This is a genomic window from Desertivirga brevis (assembly GCF_017355835.1).
Genome location: NZ_JAFEWF010000006.1, coordinates 512,318 through 533,208, shown reverse-complemented (window position 1 = coordinate 533,208; position 20,891 = coordinate 512,318). Strand labels below are relative to the sequence as shown.

14 protein-coding genes are annotated in these 20,891 nt (G+C 43.3%); 10 read left to right on the top strand and 4 right to left on the bottom strand.

What is annotated here, in order from left to right; genetic code table 11:
• Nucleotides 1–158 precede the first annotated feature (158 nt).
• On the top strand, nucleotides 159–2,426 hold the full coding sequence (gene katG, locus J4N25_RS17575; RefSeq protein WP_207423094.1) for a catalase/peroxidase HPI: 2,268 nt from the start codon (nucleotides 159–161) through the stop codon (nucleotides 2,424–2,426).
• Nucleotides 2,427–2,558: 132 nt separating this feature from the next.
• Here the strand turns inward: katG and J4N25_RS17570 are convergent, their stop codons facing one another.
• Nucleotides 2,559–3,359, bottom strand: coding sequence for an SDR family NAD(P)-dependent oxidoreductase (locus J4N25_RS17570; RefSeq protein ID WP_207423093.1), 801 nt, complete (start codon nucleotides 3,357–3,359; stop codon nucleotides 2,559–2,561).
• Nucleotides 3,360–3,564: 205 nt separating this feature from the next.
• On the opposite strand from J4N25_RS17570, the gene J4N25_RS17565 reads away from it, so the two are divergent.
• Nucleotides 3,565–5,202, top strand: coding sequence for an ABC-F family ATP-binding cassette domain-containing protein (locus tag J4N25_RS17565; protein WP_207423092.1), 1,638 nt, complete (start codon nucleotides 3,565–3,567; stop codon nucleotides 5,200–5,202).
• Nucleotides 5,203–5,307: 105 nt separating this feature from the next.
• Here J4N25_RS17565 and J4N25_RS17560 read toward each other — a convergent pair whose 3' ends face one another.
• The 3 genes from J4N25_RS17560 to J4N25_RS17550 all read right to left on the bottom strand — a co-directional run bounded on the left by J4N25_RS17560 (nucleotide 5,308) and on the right by J4N25_RS17550 (nucleotide 11,182).
• Nucleotides 5,308–6,612: an MFS transporter gene (locus tag J4N25_RS17560; RefSeq protein WP_207423091.1), complete on the bottom strand. Its 1,305-nt coding sequence runs from the start codon at nucleotides 6,610–6,612 to the stop codon at nucleotides 5,308–5,310.
• 31 nt (nucleotides 6,613–6,643) lie between these two features.
• Nucleotides 6,644–8,494 carry a glycoside hydrolase 100 family protein gene (locus J4N25_RS17555; RefSeq protein ID WP_207423090.1) on the bottom strand — a complete coding sequence of 617 codons (1,851 nt, stop codon included), beginning with the start codon at nucleotides 8,492–8,494 and terminating at the stop codon, nucleotides 6,644–6,646.
• Nucleotides 8,495–8,569: 75 nt separating this feature from the next.
• Nucleotides 8,570–11,182, bottom strand: a complete 2,613-nt coding sequence (locus tag J4N25_RS17550) for a TonB-dependent receptor (protein ID WP_207423089.1) — start codon at nucleotides 11,180–11,182, stop codon at nucleotides 8,570–8,572.
• Nucleotides 11,183–11,249: 67 nt separating this feature from the next.
• Here J4N25_RS17550 and J4N25_RS17545 point away from each other — a divergent pair, with 67 nt between their 5' ends.
• The 8 genes from J4N25_RS17545 to J4N25_RS17510 all read left to right on the top strand — a co-directional run bounded on the left by J4N25_RS17545 (nucleotide 11,250) and on the right by J4N25_RS17510 (nucleotide 20,819).
• Nucleotides 11,250–12,332, top strand: coding sequence for a LacI family DNA-binding transcriptional regulator (locus J4N25_RS17545; protein WP_369410869.1), 1,083 nt, complete (start codon nucleotides 11,250–11,252; stop codon nucleotides 12,330–12,332).
• A 96-nt stretch (nucleotides 12,333–12,428) separates the two neighbouring features.
• The gene (locus tag J4N25_RS17540; RefSeq protein WP_207423088.1) at nucleotides 12,429–12,866 is read left to right on the top strand and encodes an Hsp20/alpha crystallin family protein; all 438 of its coding nucleotides are present in this window, start codon (nucleotides 12,429–12,431) and stop codon (nucleotides 12,864–12,866) included.
• Between the two features lie 258 nt (nucleotides 12,867–13,124).
• Nucleotides 13,125–13,682, top strand: coding sequence for an RNA polymerase sigma factor (locus J4N25_RS17535; RefSeq protein ID WP_207423087.1), 558 nt, complete (start codon nucleotides 13,125–13,127; stop codon nucleotides 13,680–13,682).
• A gap of 56 nt (nucleotides 13,683–13,738) precedes the next feature.
• Nucleotides 13,739–14,704: a FecR family protein gene (locus J4N25_RS17530; protein ID WP_207423086.1), complete on the top strand. Its 966-nt coding sequence runs from the start codon at nucleotides 13,739–13,741 to the stop codon at nucleotides 14,702–14,704.
• 112 nt (nucleotides 14,705–14,816) lie between these two features.
• Nucleotides 14,817–16,505, top strand: coding sequence for a TonB-dependent receptor (locus tag J4N25_RS17525; protein ID WP_207423085.1), 1,689 nt, complete (start codon nucleotides 14,817–14,819; stop codon nucleotides 16,503–16,505).
• Between the two features lie 15 nt (nucleotides 16,506–16,520).
• Entirely contained in the window at nucleotides 16,521–18,098 is a 1,578-nt protein-coding gene (locus tag J4N25_RS17520; protein WP_207423084.1) for an outer membrane beta-barrel protein, read from the top strand.
• Between the two features lie 9 nt (nucleotides 18,099–18,107).
• On the top strand, nucleotides 18,108–19,823 hold the full coding sequence (locus J4N25_RS17515; RefSeq protein ID WP_207423083.1) for an IPT/TIG domain-containing protein: 1,716 nt from the start codon (nucleotides 18,108–18,110) through the stop codon (nucleotides 19,821–19,823).
• A 39-nt stretch (nucleotides 19,824–19,862) separates the two neighbouring features.
• Nucleotides 19,863–20,819 carry a hypothetical protein gene (locus tag J4N25_RS17510; protein WP_207423082.1) on the top strand — a complete coding sequence of 319 codons (957 nt, stop codon included), beginning with the start codon at nucleotides 19,863–19,865 and terminating at the stop codon, nucleotides 20,817–20,819.
• Nucleotides 20,820–20,891 lie beyond the last annotated feature (72 nt).

The following is a 20,891-nucleotide window of genomic DNA, read 5'->3' as shown; positions in this document are numbered from 1 at the left end:
GATTTGCATCCCAGGAAACGATTACAAAATAGGTGCATAGATTTTACCTATTTCGCATAGAACAAAGTGATTGGGAGGACAACGTTTCTTGTTATAGCTTTACCCCTGTGATCGATGCTAAACAGTAGCACAGTTCAGATAATTAAGTTCAACAGAAAATGGATAAAAACTCAAACGACATCAGTAAATGTCCGTTCCATAACGGCACCATGAAGAATAATGTTGCCGGGGGCGGAACCCGAAATCAGGATTGGTGGCCAAATCAGCTAAAGTTAAATATTTTGCGCCAACACTCTCCTTTGTCTAACCCGATGGACAAAGATTTCAATTACGCGGAAGCATTTAATTCACTGGATCTTGAAGCTGTTAAACAGGATCTCCATGAGTTAATGACAGATTCACAGGATTGGTGGCCAGCAGACTTTGGACACTATGGTGGTTTATTTGTACGAATGGCCTGGCATAGTGCGGGAACATACCGGGTAACTGATGGACGAGGTGGAGGTGGTGCTGGTTTGCAACGCTTTGCTCCCCTTAATAGTTGGCCTGATAACGTAAATCTTGACAAGGCCCGCCGGCTTCTTTGGCCGATCAAACAAAAGTATGGTCGTAAAATTTCATGGGCTGATCTGATGATCCTTGCCGGTAACATAGCCCTTGAGTCGATGGGTTTCAAAACCTTCGGTTTTGCTGGTGGTCGCGAAGACGCCTGGGAAGCTGACGAGTCGGTTTACTGGGGATCAGAAAGGACCTGGTTGGGTGGAGATTTGAGATACGCTAAAGGTTCAGAGGGTGTTGTAGAAAACGGAGGAGTTTTGGTTTCTGATGATAATGCTGATGGCAATATCCATACCCGTGATCTAGAGAAGCCACTTGCAGCGGTACAGATGGGATTAATTTACGTAAATCCAGAAGGCCCAGATGGCAACCCTGATCCTGTACTGGCAGCAAAAGACATACGTGATACTTTCGGGCGTATGGCAATGAACGATGAAGAGACAGTTGCTCTAATAGCTGGCGGACATAGCTTTGGAAAAACACATGGAGCTGCGTCTTCTGACCATGTTGGTGATGAACCTGAAGCAGCAGGCCTGGAAGCGCAAGGATTTGGCTGGAGCAATAGTTACGGCTCAGGAAAAGGTGCAGATACCATAACAAGTGGTTTGGAAGTAACCTGGACAAAAACGCCAACCCAGTGGAGCAATAACTTCTTCGAAAACCTTTTTGGCTTTGAATGGGAACTTACTACCAGTCCTGCGGGAGCACACCAATGGGTAGCAAAAGACGCTGATGAATTCATACCAGACGCTTACGATAGTACTAAAAAGCATCGCCCAACCATGTTGACAACCGATCTGTCATTAAGATTTGACCCTGTGTATGAAAAAATATCAAGGCGCTTCTTGGAAGATCACGAGGCGTTCTCAGATGCATTTGCCCGTGCCTGGTTTAAATTAACACATCGTGATATGGGACCTAAATCACGTTATTTAGGCCCTGAAGTTCCACAAGAAGATCTGTTGTGGCAAGATATCATTCCAGCAGTTGACCATGAATTAGTAGATGATAATGATGTTGCAATCCTTAAGGAAAAGATCCTAACATCTGGTCTAAGCATTTCTGAACTGGTTTCTACAGCTTGGGCTTCAGCGTCTACCTTCCGAGGTTCGGATAAGCGTGGAGGTGCCAATGGAGCGCGGATTCGGCTGGCGCCGCAGCGGTACTGGAGAGTAAATAACCCTGTACAATTGCAAAAAGTGCTCGGAATCCTGGAAGGTATTCAAAAAGAATTCAACAGTAGCCAGAGTACAGGCAAAAAAGTCTCTCTAGCTGATCTAATTGTATTAGCAGGCAATGCAGCTGTAGAAAAAGCAGCTCAGGATGCTGGTCATAATATTAGCGTTCCATTTAGTCCTGGAAGAATGGATGCATCACAGGAACAAACTGATGTCGAATCATTCGGCTATCTTGAACCACTTGCCGATGGATTTAGGAATTATCGAAAATCGGGTCTTCGAGTGTCAACAGAAGAACTATTGGTAGATAAAGCTCACCTGCTTACGCTAACTCCACCAGAGTTAACAGTCCTGATGGGAGGTTTGAAAGCGATCAATATCAACTTCGATGGTTCAAATCATGGAGTACTTACATCCCGGCCAGGTCAGCTTACTACCGATTTCTTTGTAAATCTTTTGGATATGCGTACAGCATGGAAGGCTAAGTCAGCAGATAAGGAAGTTTTTGAAGGATGCGATCGCAACAGCGGAGAGCCGAAGTGGACAGCTACGAGAGCAGACCTGGTAATTACCTCGCATGCTGAGTTAAGAGCAGTGGCAGAAGTGTATGCAAGTGCTGACGGGGAAGAGAAGTTTGTAAAAGACTTCGTTGCAGCCTGGAATAAAGTAATGAACCTTGACAGGTTTTAAGGGGATTAAAATATGATGTAGAAAAGGGGGTTTACCGGTCAGGTAAGCCCTTTTTGCTTTCGGCTTCCTGCTACTCCCCGGTGGTATAACACCAGTAGTAACAGCTACTACTACTGGTGTTATTTTTCGAACCTATTCTTTCTTATCTACAGGTTCCTGTTGTTTTCTCATATTTTCAGCTACAACACTATCAGGAAGCACATTTCCCATTGCTACCATCGCTTTATTCTTTAAGCCTGAGACGATCTTATCATCTCCAGACATTAAGGCTTCAAAGCCGTCTTTAGCTACCTCGGCAGGATCAGAAAGGTTAGACTCAGCAAAGATTTTCGCGTTTTCCATATTCGCCTTTACCGGAAAATCAGTATCGGTAGCACCAGGAAGCAGAACAGTTACCGTAATGTTAGAATCCTTCAACTCATTTCGTATTGCCTCTGACCAGGAGTTAACAAAGGCTTTCGTCCCGTGATATACCGAATGGAGTGGTCCAGGCATTTCACCGGCGATAGAGCCTACATTCAGAACTTTACCACCTCCCCGGATCACCATATCCTGAACGAAGCATTTGGTAAGGACAACATAGGCCATAATATTCAGGTGGATAATATCTATTTCCCGCTGAATGTCGGTGTCAACAAACTCTCCATACACACCCTGGCCAGCGTCATTAACCAACACATCCACCTTAATTCCCTGATCAGTAACTTCCTTGTATACCTCAAAAGGAGCTTCCATTTTCATAAGGTCTTTAGAGATGGTATGCACCTGAATTTTGTACTGGTCCTGAAGCTCCGCCTGAGTGCGGGCAAGTTCGTATTCGTTCCGGGATACCAGAACAAGGTTGTAACCATCTTTAGCAAATAGTTTCGCTAACTCGTATCCAATACCGGCGGTTCCGCCCGTAACTAAGGCGTACTTCTGATTGTTTTCCATAGTCATAATTTTAGATACTGGGTTTACTCAAATTCCTTACCAAAGCAATTGTTTAGCAGAGCGAAATTGTAAGTTTTCCACAAACAGCTATTTACTGCTACGAATTGAGGGGATGCACCCTATTTAAGAGTATCAGAGTTTGCAACAAATTCAGTATTGTTCTAAATTACACTATCTTTGCCGCTCATTTTAATATCCTGATTTCGTGATTAATGTAAATAATATTTCCGTTTCTTTTGGCGGAACCACTTTGTTTAGTGATGTAACCTTTCCAATTAACGAGAACGATAAAATTGCCCTGATGGGAAAGAATGGTGCGGGCAAGTCGACCATATTGAAGATAATTGCCGGTGCTGCTAAACCTACAAGTGGTAATGTTACCGGACCCAAAGATGCTGTAATCGCTTATCTTCCTCAGCACTTGCTTACTCAAGATAATGTTACCGTTTTTGAAGAAGCCTCAAAAGCTTTTCAGGAAATGCATTCAATGCAAAAGGAACTGGAGGAGTTAAATGAGCAATTAAACATCAGGACCGATTACGAAAGCGATGATTACATGAAACTGATAGAGCGTGTTTCGGAGCTTAGTGAAAAGTTCTACTCGTTGGAAGAGACGAATTACGACGCTGAAGTAGAGAAAGTACTTAAAGGTTTAGGCTTTCAACGTTCAGATTTCACCCGTCAAACTTCTGAATTTTCCGGAGGTTGGCGCATGAGGATAGAATTAGCCAAGATCCTATTGAAGAAACCTGATCTGATCCTGCTGGATGAGCCGACAAACCACATGGATATTGAAAGTATTCAATGGTTAGAAGACTTCTTAGTTAATTCAGCAAAGGCAGTGATGGTGATATCTCACGACCGTGCCTTTGTTGATAATATCACCAATCGAACCATCGAGGTTACCATGGGCCGTATTTACGATTATAAAGCAAAATACAGCCACTACCTTCAATTACGTGCTGAACGCAGGGTGCACCAACAAAAAGCGTATGAAGAGCAACAACGCTTTATAGCCGATAACCAGGAGTTCATTGACCGCTTCAGAGGTACTTATTCAAAAACCCTGCAGGTACAGTCGCGGGTAAAAATGCTCGAGAAGCTGGAGATTATCCAGATCGATGAAGTAGACACTTCTGCCTTACGCTTGAAGTTTCCTCCGTCGCCACGTTCTGGTCAATATCCTGTAATTGTAGAAGATCTAAGCAAATCCTACGGCGAACATGTAGTATTCGAAAAAGCATCCATGGTTATTGAGCGGGGAGAAAAAGTAGCTTTTGTTGGTAAGAACGGTGAAGGTAAGTCGACCATGATCAAGGCAATTATGGGCGAGATCGATTTTGAGGGAACCTTAAAAGTGGGTCACAATGCCAAGATCGGTTACTTTGCTCAGAACCAGGCAGCATTGCTTGACGAAAACCTTACGGTATTTGAAACGATCGATCAAATTCCACTTAGTGATGGATCCATAAAGATCAAAGACCTTCTGGGTGCATTCATGTTCAGTGGTGATGATACTACTAAAAAGGTTAAAGTACTTTCAGGAGGTGAGAAAACGCGTCTGGCGATGATCAAACTGTTGTTAGAACCAGTGAATGTATTGATCCTCGATGAGCCGACGAACCACCTGGATATGAAGACCAAAGACATCATTAAAGAGGCTTTGCAAGAGTTCGATGGAACCTTAATCCTGGTATCTCACGACCGTGACTTCTTGGACGGACTGGTTAAAAAAGTGTTCGAATTCGGCAATAAACGTGTACGCGAGCATTTTGAAGATATCAAAGGCTTCCTCGCCTACAAAAAAATGACGAGCTTGAAGGAGATCGAACAGAAGCAGTAAAAATAGATTCTTTCAAGAGCCAGCCAAAGGCGAGCACCGGAATAATAAAAAAAGCAGCAGGATATCATATTTCTGCTGCTTTTTTTATTATTAAATGTTTGACATTCAGGATTTGCTCAGATTCTCATTTTTGATAAATACTACAGAGATGGCGGCCAAGACAAGCATGATACCAGCCTGTTTGATTGCCTGTCCGGGATCACCATGGAGCAAGGAATTATAATACAAGGGCATGGAAATATTTTGAAGCAGCATAGGGATCACAATAAACATATTAAATACACCCATGTACACGCCTGTGCGTTCTTTCGGTATCCCACCAGCTAGTATTACATAAGGATTACCCATCATACTCGCCCAGGATAATCCCATTCCTATCATTGGAATAAACACCATTTCCTGGTCCTTAATGCCGGGAAGAATAAACAAACCTATTCCAGCAAAAGTTAAACATGCTGCATGAACGTATTTTGCATTGTATCTTTTAGCCAAGGCAGCCAGGCCGAATGCCGAAATAAAGGCAATAAAGTTGTAAAAAGCACCAATCTGCCCCGATAGCAGATCAGCATCTCTAAAAGCATCCGGCCTGTTCGCAAAGACCGTTGTTGATAAGCATTTGGCGATATAGATCCAATAAATAAACATAGCATACCAGCTAAAGAACATCATCGGTATCATTTGCTTCATGACCGGAGGCATATTTTTCAAAGCCTGCCAGATATCGGCAAAAACTGCTGAAGTTCCTCTTGGACATGCCTTTATCTCATTAAGTTCTTCCTCGCTTAACGGTATTTCTTTGGTAGTCTTTAAGGTCCAAAGAATGGACGAAAGCGAAAAGACAGCACCTATCACGAAAGCAATAAGCGTTGTAATTGGGATATGGTTTTCATTTTCAGCGAGCTTACTTACTCCGAAAAAGATCAGAATTGAGGGCGTTAGGTACGAAAGCGTTTGCCCAAGTCCGGTAAAAGCACTTTGAGTAAGAAAACCGATCGGATGTTGCGATTCATCGAGCTTATCGCTTACAAAAGCCCTGTAAGGCTCTTGAGTGATGTTGTTGGCGGCGTCTAATATCCATAAAGTACTGGCCGCCATCCAAACTGAGCTGGAGTAGGGCATGATAAACAAACAGATACTGCAAAAAATTGCGCCGATCAGAAAATAAGGCGTTCGTCGTCCCCATTTCGTAACAGTCTTATCGCTCATTGCACCTACAATTGGCTGAAGTACTAACCCAGTAATTGGGCCCGCAAGCCAGAGATAGGGCAATTTGCTTTCTTCAGCTCCGAGGTATGAATAGATGGGGCTCATATTAGCCTGCTGCAAACCAAAACTGTACTGCAGACCAAAAAACCCGAAGTTCATGTTTATTATTTGCCAGAAGCTCAGCTTCTGCTTAAATATCTTCATCTTTCGAATTGGCTATAAACGTTTAAAAAGTCTAGCTCAGCGTCTTGAAGTTACTGTCTAGAATAACACTGGCGGAAGTTTTTTGGCTTTGAATTATTGCGCTTTCTTTTGCCAGAACTCGCTCAATAAAATCGGTCACTTCTTCCCTGTTACGGTTTATACGGTTGCTCCTTGTGTCAAGGTAGCTTGTATCAATAAAAATCTTGTGGTCAAGATTTCCAAGTAAAGTGGTGTAAGTTCCTTCTACAATGACTACCTGAATACCAGCAACGTTAATATCGATCTCCTCTTCTGTGTCTGTTTCCCAGTTCATCACAGGAATGGTAATAGAAGTAGCAGTTCTCGTTTTAATCGTCAGAATGTGCTGCTCAATTAGATCCAGTCGTACTTCCTGCGGACCTATATGGTCAAAGTTATTCTCCCTGGCCAGATGGTTCTGCTTTGGCGGAAGTTTAAAATACTCATCTTGATGCAGAACCAAACTTTTTATTCCGTTGCTTGCCAATATCTCCTGTAAAAGTTTGCTTAAAGTTGTTTTACCGCAGCCAGATTCTCCGGCAATGGAAACCGCTATAGGACAGGGCGACTTGGTTTTGAATAGTGCTATTACCTCGCCGGCAATCGGAAGGACTGAATGACGCAGACCTTCAAGCATAGTATCAGGCAGGATCATTTCGTTTATAAAAGAACTTTTGTTGATAGAATTTTGTGCTATCAGGTAACCGGATGCACTGAAGCACAAATTGTTGACGCCTCCAGGCCTTCCATTATAAAAATTATAATATTCGGCGAACGGATTTTCGGAATGATGAATCCTTGATTGTGCAGCTAGTGCCTGACTTAACAACTCTGCAGTACTATGGAGTCCGGCACGACTAAGTCCCGCCACAACAAAACCGTTTACCACCGGCCATATTCCTCCATTATGAAAATGGCCAGGAGCGTTCTTAAAACGGTAACTATTATTTTTCTTTAATGCTTCAAACCAATGTCCCTCTTCTATAACCGGCCAAAATGCGGGAATTCCCCTGTTGCCAGTCTGTGAAAACGCATTTCTTAAAGCCTTTTCAAGTTTTTCCGTGCTTTGGGCTGAAGGAATTCCCAGCATGAGCAATAAACCAATTGACCAACCATCAAATTGCTCCAGTCTGTCACCAGGAGAAAAGGATGCGAGAAACCGCTCAGAAATGTCAATGCTTCCCAGCTCTTTCATCTGAACCTCAGTAAATAGAGAAGGGGCGGTTTCTGCCTCCATCAAATAATGTTTCTTGATCGCCTTTTTAACTAATTCGGCTTTGTTCCTCCAGGCTTCGTTCCTGAAATACCTACCCGCCAAATAGAGGGCCCAATAGCGAAGCAGCTGATCATAAAGGACATACCCGTGCGTAACATACTCGTCGGCCCAGTTACTGCTCATAGGTAGATACATCAAATTCTTACCGTTAAATTCCCACGCCTCGGCAAGCTTGAAAATAGCTTCGCACTGCTTCTGGATAAGTTGCTCGAATTCGCTGTTACCAAATTTATTTACCAGATGTATACTACCTATGATCCACCAGAAACTGGCGTCCGTTCTTCCCGCTACCCCTCCAAAACTTATCGATATTATCTCCCCCTGCTCGTTCAGCTTAACATTTGAAGGTATTTGACCATTAGATGCGGCGGCTTTTAGTAGCAGGAGATAAGATTTTTCAATGGTAGGATAAAGGTTTTCCAAAGAAGAGGCAATAATAGCTAAACCGCTTACCGCGCTATCTCTTGCCCAAACGTGACCGTAATTTTCGCCAGCACCACCCGATGCAGAGATCCCATAAGGAGAAGATGCTTTTTTCAAAACTTCTTCAGCTTCCTTCAACAACCCGGTGCTTTTATTTAACTCCATTAGATTCCAAAATTGATAAACCCTGGCCCCTATCCTTCCGGATGGAAGTAAGAGGCCGAAGGGAAAGTTTAATGATTAAAAATTGTAAGAAAGACCAGCAGCAATAGTACGTCCTGTTACAGGCCTTGCTCTGATAATGCTTGTGCCTGTTCCTGAGATCTCGCCCTCTTCAGATTCAGTAATACCAAGAGTATTGAAAACATTGTTTGCGTTTAAGGTACCTGTGAAGCGTTTGGCAAACCTATATGATACAAAAGGATTAACGAGTGTATAACCAGGTAGAACAAGTTTATTGTTATCCTGCGCATAAGTCTTTGTTGTTCCAGAGATACTTAAACCAGCAGTAAGGTTATTGTATTTATAAGTTGGAGTTAGATTGAAAATAACATCTGCTTGTCTTCTTGGTTTGTTTCCTTTATTCGGGCCAGAATTGATACGGGCATGAGTATACGTGGTGCTTCCGCGAAGTTCAACTTGCTTTGAGAATTGATGAACACCCTCAAACTCCAGACCGTAAGATACATAATCGTTTTCAATTACCCTTTGAGTAGTAGCTTCCAATCCGCCATTTTCATTCACATTTGCATAAAAACCTGTAAGGAATACACCTCCTTTGTTGTATTTGTATTTATACCCTAGTTCCGCTTGCTTGATATCGTCTACCACACCCACAGCTGATCCGTCAGCAAGAACGTTCGGGGTAAACAAAATCCGATCGGCTTTTGCGGTTGCACCTTTACTGTAGCGACCAAAGATTGCTTTTGCCTGGGATATCATAAAATTAGCTCCCGCTGAGTAGGAAAAATACTTATAACCGTAGTCTACAGGAGAAGCGGCAGCCTGGTTAATTGTAGAAACACTTTGTTCAGCTGCTGAAATATTTCCATTGCCATTTACATCATAAGAAGTCTGTTTGTTTCCAGCATAGCTTCCAGATACGTTTCCAATGTCATAACGGGCACTTACATCAAGGCTAAGCGCTTTGGTTACAGGAAGGGACAAGCCAGCATATGGTGCAGACGTGTTATAAGTGGTATTATAATTCCTGTGCAGATTACCCCAAAGAGGAACCCCATAAGCAAATTGACCATTTTCGCTGATATTAGTGCCAGAGACTGAAACAATGTCCAGAGTTTTGGCATTTTCACCAGATACTTCCTGAACATAAGAGTTCCATAACCAGGAAGTCTTGATATTTTGCCGGGACTGATAAAACCCTAAGGCCAGGTCCGCATTCCCCAATCGCTTCTTCAGCTTAAAATCATTAACTAGATTGTCCAAATTGTTAAGTTCAGTATCGAACATGTGGACCACCATAGCCTTGCTGCCGGTAAAAGTTGTACCATTTTCAGCATACACCAATCGTCCACCTGTTACTACGCGATTGGTAGCCCCGCCTACAGCGCCGAGTATTTCAGATGTACTTCCGATCATTGCCGGAAAAGGCGAGATAAATCCTCCGGAATTGGCTGCATAACGCCCCCTGTTTTCAACTGTCCATCCCAGGCCAAGTTTAAAATTGAGTTCCATTCCTACAGATTTAGATACAGGATTCATTCCGTTAGAAACTGCCTGGCTGCGTAGACCATTTAGTCCCAAGCCCGCATTAGTCTTAATAGCATCGGTTTGCATTGCCCCATTTTTGATATCAAAGCCAGGTAGTGAAGAAAATTCAGGATTATCATTAGATCCTGTAACCTGGATCGGAAGTGGCATGTAGGCTACTGCCTTATCATCAAGATATTTGAAATATACACGCGCAAAACCACCATTGAACGTCTTGGTTAAGTTAAGCTTTATCTGGCCCCCTTTATTTCCCGCAGAACCTGCAGTCCGAGGTCCTTCCCCTTGCCGGTAAAAACCTGCGGCATGAAAACTGAACCCTTTGCCTAAGGGTGCTCCATAGCTTAGATCTGTCCGCATATTCCCATAGTCTAACCCAAAGGAGGTTGCTATAGTCCCGCCAGCGGTTGAACCGGTTTTGGAAATGAAGTTTATGATCCCGGAAGGTGAGTTGCTTGCCAGCGTAGAAGCAGAGCCTCCGCGGATGGCTTCAATCCTTGCCACAGACTGATCAGCTCTAAGAAACATATCAGAGGTACCAAAAGCAATATCCCCAAATTGAAGAAGAGGCAGGCCGTCCTCCTGCAGTTGAAGATATTTCGAGCCTCCCGAGGAAATAGGCACACCGCGAACGGTAATATTGGTATTCCCATCACCCGCAGAAGCTTCAGTTTTGATCCCAGGTATTGCTCTGAATATCTCTGCCGTCGTACGGGGAGCTGATTGCATCACCTCAACACCTTTAAGCGTGCTCACTGATAAACTGCTGTTCAATTTGGTGCGCGGGTTGGCGGTTCCGGTAACAACTACTTCCGTTAAAGCCAAATGATCTGATTTGAGGGTAATGACCAGGTCTGTTTTGCTGCCGGCAGAAAGGTCAACTTCTTCCTGATGAGCGGCAAACCCGGTGTAAGTAACTACTAAATTAAGTTTTTTAGCCGGTAGATTTTTAAGGAGGAATTCTCCATTAGAATTAGTGTTCGTTCCAGTGCCATTCACCTTAACACTTGCGCCAGGAAGTGATTCTCCGGCAGCGCTGACAACTTTTCCACCTAGTGTGGTGCTCTGAGCAAAGATCAGGATGCTGCTTAGCAGAAGCAGCATGGTTAGTAAAATCCTTTTCATTTAATTTATATTTCTTGGTTTGTTATTTTTGGTGAAGTGAAGTTAGCAAGAGCAATTGACCAATTTAGTGTATTTAGGCCTTCTGCTTCCGCAAACATTTTCGCAAACATTTCCGCAAACGATTGTTGTGGAAAAAAGGAATAAACAAAAGGTATTGAAGGCATCAGTAACATTAAAAAAACTAGCCGATATGCTTAATCTAAGTGTATCAACTGTTTCCAGGGCTCTTAAAGACCATCCCGATATTTCTGAATCAACAAAACAAAAGATCAGAGACCTGGCGGCTGTTCTTGAATACGAACCGAATACCTATGCGATCAATCTCCGTACAAACGGTAGCCGGGAGTTTGGGGTAATAGTACCCTCAGTATCCAATTACTTTTATCAATCGTTCATTAGTTCGCTGGAAGAGGAAGCCCGTTTATATGGCTATAGCCTCTTGATCCTTCAATCGGGAGATGATCCTCTGATCGAACAAGAGAATTTAAAACGATGCCGCCAGACCAGGGTGGCGGGCGTTTTTGTCGCTATTACTTCTTCAACGGTAGACCTTACTTCATTTTTGAAGCTCACTGAAATTGATATTCCAGTAATCTTCTTTGATAAAGTACCATCTTATGAAGCTTGCAATAAGGTATGTGTTGGAGATACATCAGCGGCGGTTCTCGCAGCAGAGGCATTGGTTCAAAAGGGGAAACTAAATATCCTAGCGGTTTTTGGCGATCCACGGATGTCTATAACACGGAAAAGAGAGGAAGCATTTACCCATGTTATTGAAAAGGCTGAATTAGAAACAACATTAACGAAAGCTTATGCGGGAAGTTTTCTGGAAGCCCTTACCGTTACAGAGGAGTTGTTAACGAAGGCAGAAAGACCAGATTCGATCTTTTGTATGAGCGACGAAATACTTACAGGAGTGATGAAGTGCCTTCAAAAATTGAACTTAAAAACCGCACAAGATATTGGAGTTATCGCTATCAGTGATGGTTTTATTCCAACACTGTATTACCCTGAAATCACTTATGCTGAAACAAGCGGGACTAAATTAGCAAAACTATCATTCACCCGCATGCTGAGCTGCTTGTCTGGTAGCCCTTTTGTCCAAGAACTCCGGCTGGACTCTATTCTAGTGGAAGGGGGATCGCTTTAAAAACCAATTTTCCCTCAGGCTCTTGAATTTTGGCATTTAATTTGCCTTTGGTTAAATATCTAAATCAAATTATCATAACTATAGGAGGAAATAACTATGGCACTAGTGAAATTCAATGAAGGAAATAACAGGGCTTTGTTAAATCCATTTACTGACGTTTTTGAATCATTTTTTAACGATCCTTTGCTGTCGAACCGGACAATGGCGCGTGTTCCAGCGGTTAACATCTCTGAAACCGATAGTGAGTATCACATTGAGCTCGCAGCTCCCGGGCTGAAAAAAGAAGACTTTAAAGTTAGTTTAGACCGGAATATTTTGAATATTTCAGTGAAAAAAAAGTCCGAGAGCTCTCAAGAGAACAGGAAGTATAATAAGAGAGAGTATAGTTTTACTTCTTTTGTACGCTCTTTTGCTCTCCCAGATTCGGTGGATGATGCAAAAATCGAAGCAGAATATTTCGATGGTATATTAAACATTAAAGTGGCTAAAAAAGAAGAAGCCCGAACAGCTTCACGACAAATTGAGATAAAATAAGCAAGCTCTGTTGCCTATTTCGAAGTAGCTTTAATGTCAAAACAAGGCTTTAGACCCTTCAGAAATGACCAAACAAATATTACCCTTGAGTCATTTCATTCTAAAGCCTTTTTTTTTATAAACCTCTCTCCCCCTTTTTTATTTTTAATAATGCACTTACCAATACCTTCACATGGTATCCCTAATTTAAGATCAATTCACATGGACTTTAGTACTAATTAACGGTAAGTTAATAAGTACTTCATTTCTTTGATCTTGATGATTAAAGCTAATGAGCATATTAATAAGACCTTCTACGATGCATACGAGCAATACTGGAAGATGCTGGTTGATATTGCTCTTGCCAAAACAGGGGAAACAAACGCAGCGAAGGACCTGGTACAAGAAGTATTTATTGGATTTTGGAATAATATTTCATCGATCGGAGAGGAAGAAATAAAATTCTATCTTCTAAAATCAATACGAAACAGGCTTTTTAATTACTATAGAAACACGGGAGTCAAACAAAAGCATCAGGAATTATACCTCCAAACCCTCGTTCAAGCCGAGGAACAAACTTTTCATACCTTAAATGTAAAAGAGCTTGAACAGATTATTAGGCGTGAGATTAGCCTTTTGCCAGAAAAAATGGGTGAAATTGTTCGTATGAGCTGCATGGAGAATTTTTCTCACAGTGAGATTGCTGATCAACTATCGCTCTCCACTCAAACCGTGAAAAACCAGCTAAGTACCGGGCGTAAGCGGCTGAAACAGGCTTTATCCGAATACCCCTTAGATTATCACCTGGCAATCCTGCTCTATTTCCTGGATCTTTAAAAAAAAAATCAAACGGCCTGGTACGCTGCCTCTACATAAGTGTATGTAGTTGTAGAATGAACAAAACTCCACAGGATATTGCCGAGCTTCTTGAAAAACACCAACAGGGAAATTGCACTCCCCGAGAGGAATTACTGCTAACACAATGGCTTAACAAAGTACAGGAGCCGGTTACTGATCTAATATCAGAGTCAGAAAAGACTAAGCTAAAAACAGAGATGCTCTCCTTTATAGAAAGGTCGGTTATTGGCTCTGAAGAAAAAACTAAAGTGAAAGCCATTAACTGGCAAATGGCAGCATGGCTTAGTGCGGCTGCAGTCATTATATTAATTTCAATATTAACTTTTTTCAACCAAGATCATAAGGCCACCACTTCTGCAATTAATTATGTTGTCAAGAAAGCCGGTACTGGAGAATTAGTAGCCATCCGGTTGCCAGATAGCTCGCTTATCTATCTGAGTGCTGGAAGTTCTATAAAATTTCCTGAGAGGTTTGAAGAGTTAAGTCGCGACGTTTACCTGGAAGGCGAGGCTTTTTTCAGTGTAACAAGGCATACAGACAAACCATTTATAGTTCATGCAGGTGCCCTTCATACCCGTGTTCTTGGTACAAGGTTCAAAGTAATATCCTACAAATCCCTCCCCCATATTGATGTGCAGGTTGAAGAGGGAAAAGTACAGGTGAGCGACAAATTTAAGGTACTACGCCAACTGAAACTTAACGAGACATTGAATTATGAGAAGCAAACAGGTGACTTTGTGGCTGGTATTAGTAGCAACATAGCTATAAGCGACTTTGCCCGGGGGCATATTTGGTTTAAAAACGCATCTTTTGACGAATTAAAACTGCGTATTCGTAATTATTATGGGTACAACTTACACACTAAAGCCGAGGCGATAATTAATGGTCGTTTTACTGCCGATTTATATATAACCCAGCCTGTCAGCGCCTTTATGAGCAAGTTCAGCTCAGTATATGGAAAAAGTTACACTATAAAGGGAAAGGAGATCATTATTCGATAAAAGTACTTTAAGAAAAACTGCCAGCCTTGAAAGGCCGGCAGCACAACTAACGGTACGGCAATACCGCTAGTTTGTAATTGCGTCTTTGGTTACAAAACAAAAACATTCAAATATGACAAATAAAACAGTTCATGTCTGCATAATATTCATGAAACTATCCATTCTATCTTTATTTTTTATCACATTACTAACGAACTCTATACTTGCAAGCAATGCCGGAGGACAAGTATTAGGTAGCAAGATCTCGGTGAGTATTGGTAATACAACTGCCGACAAGGCCATTGAAAAAATTGCCGGATCTACCGGAATTAGTTTTTTTTACGACGCTGAGAGCCTAGCACAGATAAAGATCGCTCCACGAAACTACAGGAACGAACCTTTAGTTAACATTCTTTTAGCTTTCTTTGACCGATCTCCTGTAGGTTTCAAGGAAGAAGGCAATAGTGTTGTCCTCTTCAAAAAACCTGTACCAATTACTCCTCGAAAAGATCCGAAGGGAAGTATTCAGGGCACATTACGTGATGCGAAATCAAATGAAACGCTTGTAGGTGCTTCCGTAAAGGTACAGGGATTAAACGCAGGGACTTCAACAGATGTAAACGGAAATTTCAAGATCCCTAATCTACCAGGTGGAATTTATACACTCGTCTTCTCCTATCTGGGCTTCAAAACTGCAACCGTAACTAATGTAGAAGTACAGCCTGGCACCATCACTCGTGTAGATTTTAAGTTGGTTCCAAATGAGGGGCAATTAAGCGAAGTTGTTGTCCGTGCCGATATTAAGCTGGAGAACACGACAGAGCGGGGCATTATTAAGGAAATTTTCGAGTCTCGCGGTGTCATATCCGGTATTTCTACCGAACAGATCAACAAAAGCCTTGATCGTGACGCATCTGATGTAGTACGTAGGGTTTCCTCTGCAACTATCATCAACGACCGCTTTGTGTTACTACGGGGCCTCGATCCCCGCTACACACTTACCATGATCAACGACTTTATTGCGCCAAGTTCTGAAACGGATAGCCGGGATTTTTCGTTCGACATGCTTCAGACAAACACGATAGATCATATCTCAATATACAAATCTCCGGTTCCTGAGTTGCCCGCCGACTATGTAGGAGGGGTAGTGAAAGTGACAACAAAAAACACTGCTAATTCCCGTCAGATACAATTTCAAACTTCCACGCAGTTCAGACCAGGCAGCAGCTTTCAGGACTTTTATACCTACAAGGGCAGCAAAACCGACTGGCTGGGCTTCGATAGGTCTTACCGGGCCTTCCCCAAAGATGTGCCGGGATTTTTCGAGCTGCCGGCCCAACGCAACCAGGCCCCTTATTACGGCTCCCGAGGATTATTTGAGGCAACAAATAAAGCTTCCTGGAACCTGCAGCGAGAAAAGGCAAATATAGACAAACGCTTCAATCTCAGCTATTATGATTCCTGGAAATTGCGGGGCGAGCAGGTGCTGAACAACCTGAGTTCCGTTGCCTATACTACCACCAGGCAGAACCAGTATCTGAAGGGAGCTTACATTCCTGGTCCCTTCGTTGACAGCTACCGGATAGACACCACGAGCACCGAGGCAGTTCGTATTTCATTGATGGAAAACCTTACCTGGGTGATCAATAAGAATAACTCAATAAGTTTTAACAATTTCCTTAATCAGATGTCTGATGATAATACCCTAGTGCGCCATGGTGGGGGTGATGGGGAATTTGCGAACTCAGAGTATGCCAAAGCCGTACAGTTCCGCTACCGCAGTCGCACGCTGTATACTGGCCAGCTTAATGGCAAGCATTAACTAGGCAAGCAACTATTGCAATGGCGGGCGGGCTATGGCTATACAGCCGAACAACTTCCCAACTATCGCGGGCTGGGCCTGGGACGACAATTAGGCACTGATTCTGTTATGTTTTTTGGCCGTAATGGCTTTGGCGAAACAAGTGGGGCTTTTAACTATTGGCAAAATTTGAATGAGCATACCTATACTGCTGCAGCTGATTATGAGATCCCTTTATACAAGAAAATAACGCTTCGTACAGGCTTTTTTGGAGAGCTAAAAAAGAGGAGCTTCCTGCCGAGGAACTTCGGAAATGGCGCCCTTGTGGAAGGCTGGTTCTCAGGAGATATTTTTAACCGCTTAGATGACTTCTTCACACCGGGAAGCTACGGATCTACCCAGCCAGGAGCCGAACCAGCCAGGTATGACTTCCAATACGATGACCGTACTATTTTAACGGTTGGAACTGCAGGATATAAAGCAGAAAACAGGCAGGCCGCCTGGTACGGAGCTCTAAATATTCCCCTGTTTAAAGAAAAACTATTGATCTATGGAGGCCTGAGGGCCGAATATAATAACCAGCGTCTCACTGCCCAAACTGGTTATGTGGATGCCGACAATAACCCAGTGTATCAGGAATCAAAACGTGATTCTGTGGGCCTTGACTTTTTGCCTTCAGTAAACCTTACCTATAAAATGACCAGGAAAATGCAGCTCCGCGCGGGATATGGTCTTACAGTAAACCGACCAGTTTTCCGCGAAGTTGCTCCTTTCAATTTTGCTGACCTGGTAAGCAATAATTTCTTTAAAGGTAATACCGGTTTATATCAATCCACAGCTGCCAATGCTGATCTTCGCTGGGAATGGTACCTTTCAGACCGGGAACTCATCAGCATCGGTGGTTTTTACAAGTATATCATTGATCCAATTGAGCGCTATACGCTTGGCGGCCTGGTAGTACCTGTCAATTCCATTGATGCCAAGGTACTGGGAGCCGAGCTGGAGATCCGGAAAAACCTTGAATTTCTTGGCAGCCGTTTCCTGAAACGCTTCTCCATGATCGGTAACTTCTCCTACTTAAAAACCCGGACCCGGATAGCAGAGAACACGCTAGGTGATCCTAACCTTTACCAAGGGTTTGCACCCAGGGAGACCAGGCCATTAGTAGGTTCTTCTCCGTATATTATTAATGCTGGCCTTTACTACGACAACCCTTCCAGTGGCACCCAAATCTCTGCCCTTTATAATGTGGCGGGAAACCGGCTCATCTTTGGTGGTAGTGTCAGTTCTATTGGTGAAATTTATGAAGCCCCAAGAAATGTAATTGACCTGGTTTACACGCAGCGGCTTAGTCGTAACCTTTCAGTAAAGATGGGTGTTCAGGATCTGCTTAACCAGTCGTACAGGTTTTTTCGCGACGTAGACCGGAACCGCAAATACAACCCTACTAAATACAATAAGCTGGATCTCGCTATTCAACGGGGAGAAATCCTGGGACCAACACTGATGGGCAACGATCTTTACCGTATCCCTGATGTGGAAAGTATGGATTACGTAGAATACGAGTTCAAACCAGGCAGCTATTACAATGTCGGGCTAAACTTTACTTTTTAGTACAAAATTATGAAAAGCAATAAATTACTACTTGCCTCCTGCCGTAAGCAGACGGGATTTTATCTCCTTTTATTGTTGATGGCCATAACGACCGCCGCCTGCCTCAAAAGCAAGGACCTCGAATTTACTCCACACATCTCGCATATTTCGCCGAATGCCGTTGCTAAGGGTGCCACTTTACTGATCAGAGGTGAGAATTTCGTTTTTTCAAATGCTACCACATCTGTAAAGCTTACTATGGAGGGACCTCAGCTCTACGAACTGGACGGAGTCTCTTTGTTAAGTTATGTAAAGAATAATGAGATCCGATTACCCATGCCCGAACTTCAGCCGGGGATGTATAATGTTTATCTAACCGTACTCGACAGGCAGGGTAACAGACGAAGTAATACCGTGCATATTCAGGTTCTGGAGATAGGCGTTTCAGAGATTAGTCCTGCACGTGCAGTGGTCGGAACAGAAATCACGATTCGGGGTACGGCCTTGAAGAATACAAAGAAGGTACTTTTTGCAGGTTTAAACCATCAGCAACTAGAGGCTATACCTGTAGTGCCACCAACTAATGAAGAGGTCCGTGTGGTAATACCACAAGGTGCTATACCGGGTCCTATCAGCCTGAGTGCTGCCAACTTTATTATTCAGGGACCAGAGTACCACGTAGCCCTCCCAGCCCCTGCAATATCAGACATTTCTGACCTCAATGTTATGCCGGGAGACAAGATCAGCATCAATGGTGCCAATTTCGGCCCCGCAAAGCCGAATGACTTTACGCCCTTCCCATACTCGCGGAAAGTTCTCTTCCGGGCGGAGAACGGAGGACAAATTGAGGGTATACTTAGCAATGGACCGGATGAAAATACGGATAGTAAAACGACCGTCTATGTCCCATTAGGGGCTGCTTCAGGGCCGCTTGAACTGGAAATTGATGGGATTAAAGCCTCAAATTCACCTCAGTTGACTATCACACCCGTGCAGATCAACCATGGTATGGCCTTTTATGATAACAATAACGTGTACCTGGCGGCAATGGAAAATGGTGCATCCAGATTCTTCAAGTTGTTTAGCAGCTCTGGTTTCATTTTTGAGGCTATTCATGCCGACCCGCAAAGTCGTAAGATCTACTTCAATCTGGACAATGTAGTCAGTAGCATTAACTTTGACGGAAGTGATTTGACAACAGTTGCCGCGGGATCAGCATCGAAATTCTACAATTATCGCAATAAGGTTTACTACCTTACAAGCGATAAGCGGGTAATTTCCACCGAGGGCGAGCAGATTGCACAGCTGCCTGACAATAATGTGTTGCATTACGACCTTGATCTGGGAACTGGCTTCGCATATGGGGTTCGAACAGATTACAACACAGGCATGAATGAAATTTTCAGGGTGAACCTGGAAACAGGGGAGGAAAGGCCGATTTATCAGGATCTCGCGTCGGCTATGGGAATAGCAGATATCCGTGTTCATAACAACCAGATTTATTTGAACTATCGCAACTCAATTGTAACTGCAAGAATAGATGGTACTGGCCCTATTGAAACCATAGTTTCGGACTTGCAGTATGCCTCAAACCTCGCAATTGACCTTCGTAGTAACAGGCTTGTCTTCGTTGATGGTCAGGTAATCTATAGCTCTGCTTTAGACGGCTCTGACAAGCAGGTGGTTTTTAATACGCGGAGCGATCATCCATTCCTGTCTGGCCTCTATAGTTATTCATTTTTTTAACCCAAAGGCGCGGTGCCAAGCCGCGCCATTTAAAAGACGATGATGAGATCAAAAAAATACAACAACCTAATGAGAATTTTTCTGGGAGCCCTTACTGTTCTTGTGACTGCTTGTCAGAAAGAGAACCCGCCCTCTACGGAACCCGTTAAGTGGGCTTTTACCTATGTCGGGGACAACAATACCTCCTGTTATGCAGACCGTATCACCGACTACACGGTACCTGAAGCGTTTGAATCTACTGTCATAGGCCCATCGATGTATGGTCTTACCTTGGATAGGATGCAAAAGAAGCTCTACTACTTCGATGGAACTGAGAATATTTACCGCTGTAACTACGATTTCAGTCAGCCTGAGCTTGTTGGAAATGCTGGCAGGATCACCGGCCCTTCGAATCAGAATGCAGTTGCGGGAGGCATGATCAGTCATGACCGCCGGTTTTATCGTTATGAAGACGATGGGCTTGGAATGGGTGCTCTCGTTTCAAGCAAGCTGGATGGAAGCGACAGGAAACACCTTTTTGAGGACTTTATATTTGTGGGGATGGTTGGTATTTCAAGACCTGCCGAAGAACCCTATGTTTATTTCGCAATGTCAGGTGAAAAGAAAATATATAGGGGCAACGCAGATGGCACGGGTACATTGCAACTCCTTGCCGACTTGAGCAGCGATACCACCTTCACTCAGATTAGCGACCTGGAGGTGTATAAGAACAAGCTCTATGTTGGTACCGATAAGGGTATCTATGAAATGAGCCCCGAAGGCAGGAATATGAAAAGAATCTTCACAGAAACTGCAAAAAATATTGCCCGTAATGGGATGTACCTTGGCGAGCGCGAGCAGAAGCTTTACTGGATAAGTGCAGACCCTGATGAAACCGGGGTCTATTATGGCTCGCCTTATCTTTATGAGGGGGATCTTGAAGGCATTCGCGCAGCTAAACTACTGGAACAGTTTAGCAATAAGGCTAATTTAAGCGTGGATATCCAGGAACAGTAGCGTAAAATACTAGCCGGAATAGCCTTCCGGCTAGTTTTCTAGACCAACATGTAATCTCAGTAACTACTTATT

Excerpts from the sequence above, each read along its gene's own strand:
- J4N25_RS17525 (WP_207423085.1), top strand. The coding sequence starts at position 14,817 with ATGACAAATAAAACAGTTCATGTCTGCATAATATTCATGAAACTATCC.
- katG (WP_207423094.1), top strand. The coding sequence starts at position 159 with ATGGATAAAAACTCAAACGACATCAGTAAATGTCCGTTCCATAACGGC.
- J4N25_RS17510 (WP_207423082.1), top strand. The coding sequence starts at position 19,863 with ATGATGAGATCAAAAAAATACAACAACCTAATGAGAATTTTTCTGGGA.
- J4N25_RS17530 (WP_207423086.1), top strand. The coding sequence starts at position 13,739 with ATGAACAAAACTCCACAGGATATTGCCGAGCTTCTTGAAAAACACCAA.
- J4N25_RS17560 (WP_207423091.1), bottom strand. The coding sequence starts at position 6,612 with ATGAAGATATTTAAGCAGAAGCTGAGCTTCTGGCAAATAATAAACATG.
- J4N25_RS17515 (WP_207423083.1), top strand. The coding sequence starts at position 18,108 with ATGAAAAGCAATAAATTACTACTTGCCTCCTGCCGTAAGCAGACGGGA.
- J4N25_RS17540 (WP_207423088.1), top strand. The coding sequence starts at position 12,429 with ATGGCACTAGTGAAATTCAATGAAGGAAATAACAGGGCTTTGTTAAAT.
- J4N25_RS17555 (WP_207423090.1), bottom strand. The coding sequence starts at position 8,494 with ATGGAGTTAAATAAAAGCACCGGGTTGTTGAAGGAAGCTGAAGAAGTT.
- J4N25_RS17535 (WP_207423087.1), top strand. The coding sequence starts at position 13,125 with ATGATTAAAGCTAATGAGCATATTAATAAGACCTTCTACGATGCATAC.
- J4N25_RS17570 (WP_207423093.1), bottom strand. The coding sequence starts at position 3,359 with ATGGAAAACAATCAGAAGTACGCCTTAGTTACGGGCGGAACCGCCGGT.
- J4N25_RS17550 (WP_207423089.1), bottom strand. The coding sequence starts at position 11,182 with ATGAAAAGGATTTTACTAACCATGCTGCTTCTGCTAAGCAGCATCCTG.